Source organism: Variovorax sp. CF313 (assembly GCF_000282635.1).
Classification (GTDB): Bacteria; Pseudomonadota; Gammaproteobacteria; order Burkholderiales; family Burkholderiaceae_C; genus Variovorax.
Map to the genome: position 1 here is coordinate 1 of NZ_AKIW01000019.1, position 15,031 is coordinate 15,031.

15 protein-coding genes are annotated in these 15,031 nt (G+C 69.1%); 9 read left to right on the plus strand and 6 right to left on the minus strand.

Annotated elements, in window-relative coordinates:
* From PMI12_RS05945 to PMI12_RS05985, 9 genes are all read left to right on the plus strand, one after another.
* The coding region (locus PMI12_RS05945; protein WP_007830130.1) for a DUF4260 domain-containing protein at window positions 1-491 on the plus strand (491 nt) is incomplete at its 5' end.
* Window positions 485-877, plus strand: a complete 393-nt coding sequence (locus tag PMI12_RS05950; RefSeq protein ID WP_007830132.1) for a hypothetical protein — start codon at window positions 485-487, stop codon at window positions 875-877. The genes PMI12_RS05945 and PMI12_RS05950, both read left to right, overlap by 7 nt.
* A gap of 50 nt (window positions 878-927) precedes the next feature.
* On the plus strand, window positions 928-1,626 hold the full coding sequence (locus tag PMI12_RS05955) for a response regulator transcription factor (protein WP_007830136.1): 699 nt from the start codon (window positions 928-930) through the stop codon (window positions 1,624-1,626).
* Window positions 1,627-1,664: 38 nt separating this feature from the next.
* Window positions 1,665-3,020, plus strand: coding sequence for a HAMP domain-containing sensor histidine kinase (locus tag PMI12_RS05960; protein WP_007830141.1), 1,356 nt, complete (start codon window positions 1,665-1,667; stop codon window positions 3,018-3,020).
* A gap of 118 nt (window positions 3,021-3,138) precedes the next feature.
* Window positions 3,139-4,182 carry an NADP-dependent oxidoreductase gene (locus PMI12_RS05965; RefSeq protein ID WP_007830142.1) on the plus strand — a complete coding sequence of 348 codons (1,044 nt, stop codon included), beginning with the start codon at window positions 3,139-3,141 and terminating at the stop codon, window positions 4,180-4,182.
* Window positions 4,183-4,352: 170 nt separating this feature from the next.
* Window positions 4,353-4,922 carry a fimbrial protein gene (locus PMI12_RS05970; RefSeq protein ID WP_007830143.1) on the plus strand — a complete coding sequence of 190 codons (570 nt, stop codon included), beginning with the start codon at window positions 4,353-4,355 and terminating at the stop codon, window positions 4,920-4,922.
* 151 nt (window positions 4,923-5,073) lie between these two features.
* Window positions 5,074-5,850 carry a fimbrial biogenesis chaperone gene (locus PMI12_RS05975; protein ID WP_007830144.1) on the plus strand — a complete coding sequence of 259 codons (777 nt, stop codon included), beginning with the start codon at window positions 5,074-5,076 and terminating at the stop codon, window positions 5,848-5,850.
* 20 nt (window positions 5,851-5,870) lie between these two features.
* Window positions 5,871-8,534 carry a fimbria/pilus outer membrane usher protein gene (locus tag PMI12_RS05980; protein ID WP_007830145.1) on the plus strand — a complete coding sequence of 888 codons (2,664 nt, stop codon included), beginning with the start codon at window positions 5,871-5,873 and terminating at the stop codon, window positions 8,532-8,534.
* Window positions 8,531-9,532 carry a fimbrial protein gene (locus tag PMI12_RS05985; RefSeq protein ID WP_007830156.1) on the plus strand — a complete coding sequence of 334 codons (1,002 nt, stop codon included), beginning with the start codon at window positions 8,531-8,533 and terminating at the stop codon, window positions 9,530-9,532. The genes PMI12_RS05980 and PMI12_RS05985 overlap by 4 nt, the downstream gene beginning before the upstream one ends.
* A gap of 7 nt (window positions 9,533-9,539) precedes the next feature.
* Here the strand turns inward: PMI12_RS05985 and PMI12_RS05990 are convergent, their stop codons facing one another.
* The 6 genes from PMI12_RS05990 to PMI12_RS06015 all read right to left on the minus strand — a co-directional run bounded on the left by PMI12_RS05990 (window position 9,540) and on the right by PMI12_RS06015 (window position 14,945).
* Window positions 9,540-9,863: a hypothetical protein gene (locus PMI12_RS05990; protein ID WP_007830158.1), complete on the minus strand. Its 324-nt coding sequence runs from the start codon at window positions 9,861-9,863 to the stop codon at window positions 9,540-9,542.
* 76 nt (window positions 9,864-9,939) lie between these two features.
* Entirely contained in the window at window positions 9,940-10,779 is an 840-nt protein-coding gene (locus PMI12_RS05995) for a DMT family transporter (RefSeq protein ID WP_007830159.1), read from the minus strand.
* A gap of 197 nt (window positions 10,780-10,976) precedes the next feature.
* Complete coding sequence (locus tag PMI12_RS06000; RefSeq protein ID WP_007830161.1) at window positions 10,977-11,687, minus strand: AraC family transcriptional regulator; 711 nt, start codon at window positions 11,685-11,687, stop codon at window positions 10,977-10,979.
* An 84-nt stretch (window positions 11,688-11,771) separates the two neighbouring features.
* On the minus strand, window positions 11,772-12,923 hold the full coding sequence (locus PMI12_RS06005) for an SLC13 family permease (RefSeq protein ID WP_007830163.1): 1,152 nt from the start codon (window positions 12,921-12,923) through the stop codon (window positions 11,772-11,774).
* A complete protein-coding gene (locus tag PMI12_RS06010; protein ID WP_007830165.1) occupies window positions 12,920-14,173 on the minus strand; it encodes an MFS transporter in 1,254 nt (417 codons plus the stop codon). Before PMI12_RS06010 ends, PMI12_RS06005 begins: the two co-directional genes overlap by 4 nt.
* Window positions 14,174-14,192: 19 nt before the next feature.
* The gene (locus PMI12_RS06015; protein ID WP_007830168.1) at window positions 14,193-14,945 is read right to left on the minus strand and encodes a hypothetical protein; all 753 of its coding nucleotides are present in this window, start codon (window positions 14,943-14,945) and stop codon (window positions 14,193-14,195) included.
* Window positions 14,946-15,031 lie beyond the last annotated feature (86 nt).

Consider the following 15,031-nt stretch of genomic DNA (forward strand, 5'->3'; position numbering starts at 1 on the left):
GACCTCCCCCAGGCTTTGCGCACTTCGTGTCGCTGCGCCACCCCCCTCTCCGGGGGCGACACCAGTGGCCCGGCGAAGCCGGTTCCACGGTGTCTCCCGAAGAGGCCGCGGCGGCAGCCGCGGGCGGCGTGCGCACCCTGCTGCGCCTCGAAGGCGCAGTGGTGCTGGGCGTGGCGCTCGCCGCCTACGCCCGGTTCGGGGCGGGCTGGGGCGTGTTCGCGCTGTGGCTGCTCGCGCCCGATCTCTCGCTGCTGGGCTACCTCGCGGGACCGCGCACGGGAGCGGCGCTCTACAACGCCGCGCACTCGTACGTCGGCCCGGTGCTGCTGCTGGCGCTCGGCGTGTTCGCGGCCATGCCGTGGGCGGTGGCCGGCAGCCTGATCTGGCTGGCCCACATCGGCATGGACCACGCGCTCGGCTACGGGCTCAAATACGCGACCGGCTTCGCCGCCACGCACCTGGGCCGCATCGGCAGGGCTGATCCATGGTGAGCCGCGACGACGGCGCTTCCCATGCCATGCACGCGCCTGCCGCGCGCGCATGGATGCTGACAGAGGCGCTCGCGCTGGGCATCGCGTCGATGGTGCATGCGGGGTTCCTCGCGCCCGGCTACGCGCATCCGGCAGCCCGCACCGCAGAGGCGGTGATCGCCACCGTGCTGGTGCTGGCCTCGGTCGAGACCTGGCTGCGACCCCACCATGCGCGCCGCGCGGCCATCTTCGGCCAGGGCTTCGCGCTGCTGGGCACGCTGGTCGGGCTTGGCACCATCATCGCGGGCATCGGCCCGCGCACGGTGCCCGACGTGGTCTACCACGCGCTGCTGCTTTCCATCCTCGTGACGGGCCTGACCTGGGCGCTGCGATGCCGGCGGGTCTGATGGTCAGCGAGGTCATTCGCCACCTTCTTGTCCGGAGGCACAATCCCGCCATGCCGCGCATCCTGCTGATCGACGACGACGAACATCTCGCCGCGCCGCTGACCACCTACTTCGCACGCTTCGGCTGCACGCTGGAAAGCGCCGTTCGCCCGAGCGAAGGCCTCGCAAAGTTGCGTGCAGGCACCTACGACGCCGCCATCCTCGACGTGATGCTGCCCGAGATGGACGGCTTCGAGCTGTGCCGCGAGATCCGCAAGGAAAGCGACATTCCCATCGTGATGCTCACCGCGCGCGGCGAGGTCATGGACCGCGTGGTCGGCCTCGAACTCGGCGCCGACGACTACGTGCCCAAGCCGTTCGAGCCGCGCGAACTGGTGGCGCGCGTGCAGACCATCCTGCGCCGCCAGCGCAGCGCCGCGCCGCAGGCAGTGGCCAACGGCACGCAGCATCGCGTGTTCGACGGCCTGGCTATCGACCTCGACCGGCGCCAGGTGCTGCGCCACGGCGAGCGCGTGGAGCTCACCGGCACCGAGTTCGAACTGCTGGCGCTGCTGGCGGCCGAGCCCGGCAAGGTGTTCAGCCGCGACGACATCCTCAACCGCCTGCGTGGCCACGAGGCCGAGCTCTACACGCGCGCGGTCGACATCGTGGTGAGCCGGCTGCGCAAGAAGCTCGAGCCACTGGACTGCATCAAGACACTGCGCAACGCCGGCTACGCGCTGGCGGTTGCGCGCAGCGAGCCCGCATGAGATCTCGCCGGGGAGGTTTGCGCAAGGCGTGGCGCGAAATGGCCTGCCGCCGTGACGAGCTGCACAGGCAATGGCATGCCCAGTGGCACGAGAAGGTGCAGGGCAAGCGCCGCTGGCGCCGCTCGCTGCGCATACGGCTGGTGATGATGTTCGTGATGCTCGCGCTGGTGATGGCGGCGGTCTTCATGGTCGGCATGAAGAAGTCTTTTTCCACCGGCTGGGCCGAGGCCGCCAAGCCGATGCTCACGGACTACACCGACCGCCTGGTCGCGGAGATCGGCACGCCGCCCGACGTGGCGCGGGCGCAGGCGCTGGTGGCGCGGCTGCCGATCACCATCCGCATCGTCGGCCCCAAGGTCAACTGGGACTCCAACCCCCGCGGCGCGAGCAGCCCGGGCGGCTGGATGCACGACCGCGAAGAGGCGTTCGGAGGCGACAAGTGGTTCATCCGGCCCACTGCCGACGGACACCGCGTGATCTTCGGCTGGGCGCCCAAGCTCTGGCAGCTCGCGCCGCGGGTCATCGGCTGGGCCACGCTGGGCGTGCTGCTGTCCTGCGTGCTGCTGGCATATGCCTACGTGAGCCGGCTGCTGCGGCCGCTGATCGACATCCGCGAAGGCGCGCAGCGCTTCGGCCGCGGCGAGTTCACGCAGCCCATTCCGGTGCGCCGCAACGACGACCTGGGCGACCTCGCGCAGCACATCAACACCATGGCCGACGACATCCAGGCGATGCTCGATGCCAAGCGCGGCCTGCTGCTCGCGCTGAGCCACGAACTGCGCTCGCCGCTCACGCGCGCGCGCCTCAATGCCGAGCTGCTGCCGGCCACGCCCGAAGGCCAGGCAGAGCGCGAGGCACTGCTGCGCGACTTGAACGAGATGCGCGACCTCATCAGCGACCTGCTCGAAAGCGAACGCCTCGCGAGCCCGCACGTGGCGCTGCTGCGCGAGCCGGTCGACCTCGCGGCGCTGATCCGCGAGATCGTGGCCGAGATGCCTGGTGCGCAGCACGTGCACCTCGACCTGGCCGATGGCCTGCCGCCGCATGCCGTCGACCGCATGCGCATCCGCCTGCTGGTGCGCAACCTGCTGGACAACGCGCTGCGCTACAGCGCCGACGCACCGCGGCCGCCGTGCGTGTCGCTGCGCGCGGTACTCGACGGCAAGAAGCAGGGCATCGAGATCGAGGTGCGCGACCACGGCCCCGGCGTGGACGTCGAACAGCTCGGGCGCCTGACCGAGCCCTTCTACCGCACCGACGGCGCGCGGGCGCGCGCCACCGGCGGCGTTGGCCTTGGCATGTACCTGTGCAGGCTGATCGCCGAAGCGCACGGCGGCGAGCTGACCGTGCGCAACGCCGAGCCCGGGCTGCAGATCGTCGTCCGGCTGGCCTGACGCCCGGCGGAGCTGGCGGGCCGGCGGGTGCTGTCGCCTGCGCTACCAGCGCGCCTGTGGCCCGCGGCTACGATGCGCCTCCGTGCCAGCGTCCGGCATTCAAGGTCAAGGAGACACCATGAGCAGCCCCCTCACCAACCACCAGGTCCGCCTCGCCAAACGTCCCGAAGGCGCGGCCACGCGCGAGAACTGGAAATTCACCACCGAACCCGTCGGCGAGCCGGCCGAGGGCGGCGTGCTGGTCAAGACGCTGTCGCTGTCGCTCGACCCGGCCATGCGCGGCTGGCTCAACGACGCCAAGAGCTACATCCCGCCCGTGGGCATCGACGAAGTGATGCGCGCCGGCGGCGTCGGCCGCGTCATTGCCTCCAAGAACCCGCAGTTCGCGGTGGGCGACACCGTGTACGGCACGCTGGGCGTGCAGGAATACATCCTGATCCCCGAAGACCAAGTCAAGCGCAACGGCCTGGTGAAGATCGACTTGCGCGTGGGCACCATCACCCAGTGGCTCAACGTGCTGGGCATGCCCGGCATGACTGGCTACTTCGGCCTGATGGACGTGGGCATGCCCAAGGCCGGTGAAACGGTGGTGGTTTCCGGCGCGGCCGGCGCCGTGGGCCAGACCGTGGGCCAGTTGGCCAAGATCAAGGGCTGCCGCGTGGTCGGCATTGCCGGCGGCGCCGCCAAGTGCGACTGGGTGGTAAAGGAGCTGGGCTTCGACGCCTGCATCGACTACAAGGCCGGCGCCGGTGCAGTGCGCGAAGGCCTCAAGGCTCATTGCCCGAAGGGCGTGGACATCTACTTCGACAACGTCGGCGGCGAGATCCTCGACATGGTGCTGGCGCGGCTCGCGCGCAAGGCCCGCATCATCATCTGCGGCGCCATCAGCCAGTACAACAACGCCAACAGCATGCCGGCGGCCGGCCCGAAGAATTACCTGAGCCTGCTGGTCAACCGCGCGCGCATGGAAGGCATCGTGGTGTTCGACTACGCCGACCGCTATCACATCGCCGTCGCCGAAATGGCCGGCTACCTGAAAGACGGGCGCATGAAGAGCAAGGAGGACGTGGTGAAGGGCCTGGACACCTTCCCGGAATCGCTCAACAAGCTGTTCGCCGGAGAGAACTTCGGCAAGCTGGTGCTGCAGGTGGCTGACGAATAGCGTCCCGATTTCCAGTAGCGGGGGTTTATTTCACGGTTATTCGAAAGAGACTATTAACTATAGTTAACTCCACTAACTTCACCCATTTTGCGTTTTTGAGTCCCTAGACTGCGGCTGCCTTGCCGAAATGCAGGTAGTTACATAGTCATATCAATACTCAGGGAACGCAAATGCCAAAGACCATCTTCGTCAAACTCGCAACGCTGGCCGTGGCCGGCATGCTGTCGCAAGGCGCTTTCGCGGCGGACGGCACCGTCAACTTCACCGGCGAGATCGTCGACGCGCCTTGCTCGATTTCGCCCAACAGCCAGAACATGACCGTGCCGCTGGGCAAGGTTTCGCGCACCGTGTTCGGCACTGTCAGCGGTACGCCGCCCGTGAGCACCGCGACGATCGGCAAGAAGTCCACGCCCGCCCACTTCACGATCGACCTGCTGGGTTGCGGCGCGACCGCCAAGGGTGCGACCGTGACCTTCTCGGGCACCGCCGACCTCGACGACGCCAGCTATCTGCGCGTGGCCAACTCTGGCCAGGTGGGCGTGGGCGCGGCTTCGGGCGTGGCGATCGAGCTTGGCGATTCCGCCGGCACCAAGATCGCGCTGGGTTCGCCGTCCGGCGAATACGTTCTGGGCCTCGGTGACAACTCGCTGAAGTTCCAGGCTGCGTACGTCGCGACCCGCACGGCCGTGACGGTCGGCCCGGCCAACTCGGTCGCGCAGTTCACGGTTGCCTACAAGTAAGTAGCCCCCTTCGCCGGCGCCGAGCCCGGACCCCGCGTCCCCGGCCGGCGCCGGCATTTCCCTCTTTCCCGTTTTCTCGGCGGTGCCGCGATGCGCCGCCGTGCCGGGGTGCGTGCGTTGCGCATCTCGCTCGCGCCAAGGACTTTTTCTCATGTGCAGCAACAATCGCTTCCGCTGGGCTCTTGCCGTCCTGCTGATGCTGGGTCTCCAGTGGCCGGCCGGCGCGGGCGTGATGCTCGGCGGCACCCGCGTGATCCTCGGTGAAAAGGACCGCGAAGCTTCCATTCCGGTGAAGAACACCGGCACCACGCCCTACGTGGTCCAGGCCTGGATCGATGCCGGCGAAGGCAGGAACAAGACCCCGCTGCTCGTCACGCCGCCGCTGTCGCGGCTCGACCCCGGCATGGAAAACATCCTGCGCATCATGCGAGTGGGCGGCGAACTGCCGGCCGACCGCGAGTCGGTGTTCTGGCTCAACGTCAAGGAGATTCCCGAGAAGCCGAAGGAAGAAAACGTGCTGCAGATTGCGGTGCGCAGCCGCATCAAGCTGTTCTACCGGCCTGCGAAGCTCGCGGGCAAGCCCGAGGAATCGCGCGCCCAGCTCAAGTGGGCGGTCGGCGCCGGTGCGCAGGGGCAGGGCGCCGTGCTCAAGGTCGGCAACCCCACGGCCTATCACGTGACCTTCACCGCGCTGAACGTCAACGACGGCCAGCAGCTGATCAATGCCGACATGGTGCCGCCGTTCGGCGAAATGGCGTATCCGCTGAGCGCCGTGAAGACGCCGCAGGCGGTCCAGCTCAACTTCACCACGCTCAACGACTACGGCGGCGAGTCGCCCGAAGAGTTCGTCAAGGTGCCCGCAGGTGCCGAGCCGGTGGCCGTGCAGGCCGAGCCGGTCCCGCTGCCCGCGCGCAGTGCGAAGCCTTGAGACGCGAGGGATGAACCGCCATGCGTTGCTCACCCGCTTTCCACGCGCTGTTCCGGCTGACGATATGCGCCGCCTTGCTGGGCGCCGTGGGCCTGCCCGGCCATGCGCAGCAGCAGGTGGCCGGCTCCAGCTTCAATGAAGAGTTCCTCGGCATCGGCGGCGACCAGCCGCATGCGGACCTGTCGCTTTTCTCCTTCGGCAACCGCGTGCTGGCCGGCAGGTACATGGTCGACGTGTCGCTCAACGAACGCGGCGCCGGACAAACCGAAATCCGCTTCGTCGAGAAGGATGGGAGGAACGACGCCGTGCCCTGCCTCACGCGCCCCATGCTCGACGACTGGGGTGTCAACGTGGCGGTGTTCCCCGCGCTGGCGAACGTTGCGGAAGATGCCTGCGTCGACCTGGCTGCGACCATTCCCGATGCGGCGTTCACCTACGACGGCGGCAAGCAGCGCCTGTTCGTCAGCATTCCGCAGGCGGCGCTGAAGCGCTCGGCGCGCGGCGCGGTCGGTCCCGAGAAGTGGGACAGGGGCATCACCGCCGGCATGTTCGACTACCAGCTGAATTTCGCGCGCTACAGCGGCAACCGCTACCGCAACGATGCCAACCCCTTTGCGGTGCCGCAGAACGTGTTCGACGGCAACCCCTTTGCCGATCGCAACAGGAACATCCTCCAGCGCAACACCCTGTTCGCGGGCCTGCGCGCCGGCTTCAACCACGGCGACTGGCGCTTGCGCCACTTCTCGACCTACAACCGGGGCATCGACGGCCGCAGCCGCTGGCAGGGCATCAGCACCTACGCGCAACGCGACCTCGCCTCCATCCACGGCCGGCTGCTGATCGGCGACGGCAACACGCCGGGCAACTTCTTCGACAGCCTGCCGTTTCGCGGTGTGCAGCTGTCGTCCGACGATGCGATGCTGCCCGACAGCCAGCAAGGCTATGCGCCCACCATCCGCGGCGTGGCGCAGACCAACGCACGCGTCACGGTGCGCCAGAACGGCTATGTCGTCTACAGCACCTTCGTGGCGCCGGGCCCGTTCGTCATCGACGACCTCTATCCGACCGCGTCGAGCGGCGACCTCGAGGTGACCATCGTCGAGGCCGACGGCCGGCAGACCCGGTACACCCAGGCCTTCTCGGCCGTGCCCACGCTGCTGCGCGAAGGTACCTGGCGCTATTCGGCCACCGCGGGCAAATACCGCAACGGCTATCACGGCGGCACACCGGGCATGCGGCGTTCCCTCTCGCAGCCGGCTTTCATGCAGGCGACGCTGGCGCGCGGCCTGGGCAACGAGGTCTCGCTCTACGGCGGCGCGCTGATGGCGAACATGTACCAGTCGCTGCTCGTGGGCGTGGGCAAGAACCTGCGCGATTTCGGGGCCGTGTCGGTCGACTTGTCGAGCGCGCGCACCACCGACCGCACCCGCGCCCAAGGCGTGAGGACATACGGCGGGCAGTCGCTGCGCTTCCTCTATTCGAAAGCCTTTCTCGATTCGGGCACCAATTTCCGCGTGGCCGGCTACCGCTATTCGACCAGCGGCTACCGCACCTTCCAGGAAGCGGTGCAGATGCAGGACCTGCGACCCTTCGAATCGTTCAACAGCCGCCGCAACGAGGTGCGCTTCGAACTCTCGCAGCAACTCGGCGACCAGGGCACGGTGTACGCGTCCGCACGCCAGCAGAGCTACTGGGGCACCGCTGCCAAGGACCGGCTGGTGCAGCTGGGCTACTCGGGCAACTACAAGCAGTTCGGCTACAGCGTGTTCTACAACCACACCACCAGCCTGAACCGGCCGGCTAGCCGCCAGATCATGTTCACGCTGACCGTTCCGCTCGGCGACACCCGCGCCAGCGCCCAGTACGCCGTGACCCGCGACGGCAGCAGCCGCGTCAACCAGCAGGCCAGCGTCTATGGCTCGGCCTTCGAAGACAGCCGCCTGACTTACAACGTGACGGCCGGCCATGCGAACCGGGGCGGTAGCGACAGCGGCAGCGCGGGTGCGAGCTACCTGTCGCCGGTCGGGCGTTTCGACGTCGGCCACTCGATGGGCCGCGGCTATGGCCAAAGCACCTTCGGCATGGCCGGTGGGGTGCTGTTCCATGGCGGCGGCGTCACGCTGTCGCAGCCGCTCGGCGAAACCGTGGCGCTGGTGCGGGCGCCAGGGGCGCAGGGCGTGGGCTTCGAGTCGCAGCCCGGCGTGGCAACCGACCGGGCCGGCAATGCCGTCGTTCCCAACCTGACGCCGTACCGCCTGAACCGCCTGGCCATCCGCACGGCCGATCTCGGCGACACGGTGGAAGTGAAGAACGCCGCGACCGAGGTGGTGCCCACGCGCGGCGCCGTGGTGCACGCGAAGTTCGAGACCTCGGTGGGCTTCCGCCTGCTGATGACGCTGACCGATCCGGGCGGCCGCATGCTGCCCCTGGGCTCGAAGGTCGAGAACGAGGCGGGCCAGGAAGTCGGCGTGGTCGGTCCCGAGGGGCAGGCCTTTGTCACGGGGGCGGGCAGCACCGGCCGCCTGACCGTGCGGTGGGGGGCTGGCAAGGCCGACCAGTGTGTCGTGTCCTACAGCCTTCCCGAAGAAGAGAACCCACCGCCGATCCGCGAGCTGAGCGGGCAATGCGATACCACCACAACCGCGCCCACGCCAAACGACAAACAACCAAAGGGAACGGAATGAGCCACAGCATTTCTTCTGGCCTCATGCGTATCGCCGTTGCAGCAGCGGCGGCGCTGCTCGGCGCGCAAGGCGCCTGGGCGGCGTGCACGCGCTACCCAGGTGCGACGGAGAAGTTCATCACCATGGACATGGGCAAAGTGATCATTTCCAATGATCTGCCTGTCGGAGCCGTGATTGCGAGGAAGGTGTTTCCTATTCCAACCAGGGGCACGTCGGAGTACATGTTCGACTGCACCCGGGGCGGCGGCACGCTCATCGGGGAGATGCTGCTGGGAGCACCGATGCCGAGCGATCCGACGACCTACTCGACGGCGGTGCCAGGTATCGGCATCCGCTTGTCGCGAGTGATCGACGCAACCTTGACCGTGAACTACCCGCACCGGCTTCCGCGTGGACCCTTCTACATCTACTTTCCGCTGGGAACGCAGTTCCAGGTCGAGCTGATAAAAACAGCGGCCGCTACAGGAAACGGGGCACTGGCCTCGGGGACCTATACCCGCTACTACGGTGACGGCGACGGTGTGTCGATGCTGACTACCGTGCTCTCCGGCAATGGCATCACCATCGCCGCGCCGTCATGCTCGGTGGACCTGGGCTCCCGGAACGTTTCGGTGCAGTTCGGGAGGGTGCCCCAGAGCAACTTCAAGGGCAGAGGCTCCACCACCGGCGACCGCAACTTCAACATCAAGCTCAGCTGCCAGGCCGGGCAGAACACGCAGAACACCGTCTACCTGCGGATGGATGCGACGCAGGACCCGTCGAACGAACAGGGCGTCCTGAAGATCACCCAGGGCGGCTCGGGCACCGCCACTGGCGTGGGCATCCAGGTGGTCGACAACCAGGGCGTGCCGGTGAAGTTCGGCGAAGACACGCTGGTCGGCCCGTCGAAGAATGGCGACTATGTGCTGCCGTACACCGCGCGCTACTACCAGACGGGCAACAAGGTGACGCCGGGGCGTGCGGACGGCACGGCCACCTTCACCCTCGACTACAAATAGCCTGCGCTCAGTTTTCGTCGGGGCGCATGGGAATGTCGCCCATCGCCTCGTCCTCGCGCAGGCCGCGCGCGGCCTTCAGCAGCTCGATCGACAGCCCTTCGCCGTGGCCGGCGAAACCCTTGGCGATGCCTTCGAGCACCGTCGACAGGCCGGTTTCGCCGTCGCTGCGCGCGTCCATGCTGATGTTCAGCACCCGGGCCGCCATCTGGCGGTAGGTGACGGCGCCCGCGCCCTCCAGCGCGGCCACGAGGTCGAGGTACAGCGCCAGGTTCAGGTCGAACACCAGCTTGGGCGTGATCTCGAAATCCTCGCTCTTGTTCTTGCTGTCCATGGGAATTGGCTCCTTTTTTTCCTTGGCCCCCACTCTAGCCAGAAAAAAGCGGGCAATCCGTCGGATACAGCCTGATTCAGCGTGCGCGGGTGCCCATGATTGCGGCCGAGATGATGAGCCAGGCCGCGAGCACGATGGTCCAGGTCAGCGGCCTGCCGGTGACGAGCAGCAGCAGCGCAGTCGAGCCCAGCGGCGTGATATAGCTCAGGATGCCGATCTGCCGCGCGTCGCCGCGCTTGAGCGCCATGTCCCACACGAAGAAGGCCGCGCCCAGCGGACCGAGGCCGCACAGCACGAGCAGCAGCCAGTCGCGGCCCGACAGCGTCACGGAAGGTTCGAGCACCGCATGGCAGGCCAGCGAGAGCAGGCCCGAGACCAGCCCGAACAGCCCGATCGCCGAGGTCGGGAAGGCCGCGACGCGCTTCGTCCACAGCGAGTAGCTGGCCCAGACGAAAGCCGAGGCCAGCGCCGGCAGGAAGCCCCAGTAGCCGGCGACGGCCGTGGCGCCAACCCTTGCGCCGAGGATCGCGGCAGCCGCGCCTGCGAAGCCCAGCAAGCCCGCCACCAGGTGCAGCGGCCGCAGCGAAACGCCCGGCAGCAGCACCGGCGCCAACACCACCATGAGCAGCGGCCACAGGTAGTTGACCAGGTTGGCCTCGACCGGCGGGGCGTAGCGCAGCGCGATGAACAGCAGGAAGTGATAGCCGAACAAGCCGTAGATGCCCAGCGCCAGCGTGCGCGGCGGCACCCTCCAGGCGCGGCGGTCGCGCAGCACGAGCGGCCAGCTCGGCACGCTGCCGATGATGAGCGCGAGGCCGGTGAGCAGGAACGGGGGCAGGTGGGACAAGGCCGTGCCGAGCGAGGCGAGTGTGGTCCAGAGCGCGATGGCGAGAAGGGCGTAGACGGTCGACGACATGGAGGCCGAGGCTACGCGATGAGGTCGTCGTGCAATGACGGTTCGTCGTCGCGTAACGACGGTTTGCTCTCCTGCTCCTTCCCCCTCTGGGGGAAGGTCGGGATGGGGCAGGCCTTGGAGCGGGTGCTGCGCCGTTTTCGACGCCGCCGTGCCCCCACCCCGGCCCTCCCACAGCGGGGGTGGGAGAAATGCCGAAGTCAGCGGCGAAGCGCCGCCGTGAGCGCCGATGGCGAGCGATAGCCTGTGCGGCGCGCCGTCTCCGCCACGCTCATTCCGCCGAGCCGCAGCTCGCGTGCATGCGCCAGCCGCAGCGAGCGCAGCCAGTGCATCGCGCCCATGCCCTGTTCGTCTCGGCAGCGCTGCGCGAACTGGCTCGGGCTGAGGCAGGCGGCACCGGCCAGGTCGGCCACGCCCAGCGGTTCGTGCCAGCGGGCGCGGGCCCAGTCGGCGAGCACAGGCCAGTCGATGCGACGGCGGCGTGAATCCGAATGAGAGGGCGGCGCGGGGTTCCAGGCCTCCAGCAGCAGCGCGGGCCCGTTCTGCAGGGCCAGGGCCGAGGCCTGCGGCTGCCGCAGGCATTGCGCCAGGTAGCGCGCCAGCGTGTGCAGCTGCGGCGCACCGGGCGGTGCGCGCTCGGCGCAGCGGGCCCATGCCGCGTGTGTGGTGTCGAGCACCAGGCACACGCTGCCTTGCTTGCGCGCGCTGAAGTCGTGCCGGTCGCCGGGTGCGACCACCTGCGCCTCGCCCACGCCGATGCCGGCACCGCGGCCTTCCACTTCGATCTCCAGCACGCCGTCGAGGCCGATCAGCACCTGGAAATGGTCGTGCGCGTGGCTGCCGTGCGAGTCGCCGTAGTTGCGCAGCGAGAGTGCGTGGCTCGTCGGCGGGGAAGAGGCAGGGGTGTACATGTTCTTGCGTATTGTCCGCGCAGCCTCTTCGAGGCGGCCGGCTGCCGGCCGCGGCACGCCACGCCATAGGCGCGCGCGGCGCCATCAACCGAGCCGCAGCAGCACCGCCGACGCCGCGCACACGATCAGAAACGGAATGCTGATGCGGTGGAACTCGCGCAGCCCGTGCGGCACCTTGGCCAGCCGCAGCGCGATCAGGTTGGCCAGCGAGCCCAGCACGCAGCCGAAGCCGCCCACGCTCACGCCGGCCGCGAGCGCGGGCAGGTCGTGCACGTAGCGGTCCAGCAGGATGGTTGCCGGTACGTTGCTGATGAATTGCGAGGTGACGATGGCCGCGAAGTATGCGCGCCAGCCTTCGGCAATCGGCCACCGCCCCACGGTCGCGGCCACGGCTGGCAGCTCGGCGAGCTGGCGCAGGTCGACGAACATCAGCGCGATGATCGCCAGCAGCGCCCAGTCGACATCGCGCAGCACGCGGCGCTGGAACAGCAGGTAGGCGCCGAACACCACGGCCAGGCCCGCCAGCAGCCAGTGCCGGTCGAGTGCGACAACGAAGCCCACGAACAGCACGCCCGACAGCGCCAGCAGGCGCGGCCGCACCGCGGCAGGCTCGGCGGCGGGCTTGAGCGCGATCGGCGTTCGCGGCGCCAGCAGCCACACGGCCACGACCAGCCAGAGCAGCATGACGAGCACCGTGGGCGCCATCATGGCCATGAAGCCGCCGAAGCTCTCGCCGGTGCGGTGCCACAGGTACAGGTTCTGCGGGTTGCCGATGGGCGTGAGGGCAGAGCCCGCGTTCACCGCCAGCGCTTCCAGCACCACCAGCCGCGCCAGCGGCAGGTGCGCCTGCGTGGCCAGCACGCGCGTGAGCGGCACCAGCAGGAACAGGCTCACGTCGTTGGTGACGAGCGCCGACAGCACGGCGGCGGTGGCGGTGAGCAGCAGCGCGAGCTGGCGCAGGTTGGTGGTGCGTGCGAGCAGGCGCTGCGCGGCCGATTGCAGCATGCCGCTCCTCTCCACCCCCTGCGTGATCGCGAGCAGCCCGGCCAGGGCTCCCACGGTCTGCCAGTCGACCAGCTCGAGCCAGTCCATCGGTGAGCGCGGCCGCAAGAAGGCGAACACCACAGCCACCGCCAGCAGCACCCAGAGCAGGCCATTGCCGCCGCTTTCGTGCGGCGACGGGGCGTTGTCGTCGGGGGAGGCAGGAGGCAGGGCGGGCGCGGTGTCTTTGGTCATGGGGCGGTGGTGGTCAGGGCGGAGGCGGCCGGCGCGCTCGCGGGAGAAGAACGAGGCCGGTGGCGAGTTTCGGGCATTGCCAGGGCAAACAGCGTCAAGGCACCGGCCGCAATGCCCGCGAGCATGACAAATGCCGTGCCGTAGCCGGCCAGGTGCGCGACCGTGCCCGCGACCAGGTTGCTGAGCGCAGCGCCCAGCCCCACGCAGGCCCCACCGAGGCCGAGCGCAAAGTTGAAGTGGCCGCTGCCGCGCGTCAGGTCGCCGATCATCAGTGTGAACATGGCGCCGAAGATGGCCGCGCCGATGCCGTCGAGCACCTGCAGCGCCAGCAGCACGGCAGGGCTGTCGGCCAGCAGGTAGAGCAGCCCGCGCACCGGCAGCACCGCGAAGCCGACCAGGAAGATGGGCTTGCGCGCGAGCCGAGGCGCCCAGCGACCGACCGCGAGGCCGATCGGGATGGTCACCAGCTGCGTGACGATCACGCCGCCCGAGAGCCACAGCGTGGCCGAGCTGCCGGACTGCGTGCCGACCTTCTGCGCCACCAGCGTGAGCATCGCGGCATTGGCCAGGTGGAACAGGAAGGCGCAGGCCAGCAGCACGAAGAGGCGGTGGTCGTGCCAGCGTGCCGTGGAGGGCGCACCGCCGGCGTGCGCATCGGCGCCGCGCGCAAGGCGCAGGTCGATGTCCCGGTGGCGGATCGCGAGCGCCGCCGCGATGGTCGGCAGCGCCATCGCCACCGCGTAGAAGAACATCGCATGCGGCCCGAAGGCATGGCCCACCCAGCCGGTGCCCAGCGCCCACAGCACCGTGCCGGCTGCCGTGATCGCGACGTTGCGGCCGACGCGGGCATCCAGCCCCGCACGGCCCACCATGCCCAGGCTGATGGCGGCGATGGCGGGCGCAACCAGCGTGCCGGCCGCGCCGATCAGCGACTGTCCCGCGAGGATGACGCCGTAACCCGGCCAGTTCGCCATCACCACGAGGCAGCTCGCGATGAGCGCGATGGCCCCGGCGATCCAGCGCGGCTTGTGCCGCACGCTGTCGATCAGCGCGCCGGCCGGCGCCTGCATCGCCAGCCCGACCAGCGCCGAGACGAACATCACGGTGCCGATGCGCTGCGGATCCCAGGCCAGCGTGCCGGCCATGAAGACGATCAGGAACGGACCGACGCCGCCCTGGATGTCGGGCGCGAAGAAGGCGAGTGCATCGAGTGCGCGCAGGCTGCGGCGGGAGGGGGCGGCGGTGGTCATGGCGGGCCGGTGCGGGGGATCAGGAAGCGGGCGCCGGCGGGGGCGGCATCATCATCGGCGCGGCCGGCGGCATGGGACCGGCGCCGCGCGGACTCCAGGGGACACCGGCCCCGCCGAACACTTCGCGCACCGTGTCGGCGGTCGGGCCGAGGCTCGTCGCTTCGAGGGCGGTGCCTTGTGCGCCGCGCGTGCCCCAGCCGCGCGCATGCAACTGCGCGCCGGGCTGCAGCTGGGCGCCGTACATCGCGCCGATGTGCGGCGGGAAGCGCACGATGGTCTTGTCGGCGAGCACCACGCCGTGCACGTCGCCGCGGTCGGTGTACAGCAGGCGCTCGATGCGGCCCCCCGCCGACATGGCCACGAGCGTGCCCGGGTCGCGCAGCGGCGGCGGGGCCATGCCCGGCATCGGCGGCTGGTCGGCCACGCTGCGGCCGTTGGCGCCGATGGTCTGTGCGCGCACCACCGGCACGCTGGGGGCGCGCCAGCCGCTGACCTGCGCCGTGTCGCCGGGCCTGAGCATCTGCATCATGGCGGCCGAGAGGTGCGGTGGAAAGGCGACCTGCGTGCCATCGGAAAGCAAGAGGCCATCGGCCTCGCCGTTCGGGTTGATCAGCCATTGCTGCACGCGGCCGGTGGCAACCATCCCGGCCTGGAATGCGATGGCGCCGTGCGGCGGGGGCATGGGTCCGTGCGGCGGCGCGGGTGGCAGCTGGGCGAAGGCGGCGCTGCCGGCCAGCAGGCAGGCGGCGGTGAGGGCGAGGCGGGAGGTCATGAGCGGTTCCTTGTGGAATGGAGACCCCATCGACATCTCACACAACGTGCCAGCGCATGAACCCTTTGAAATCAACGACTTGCGCG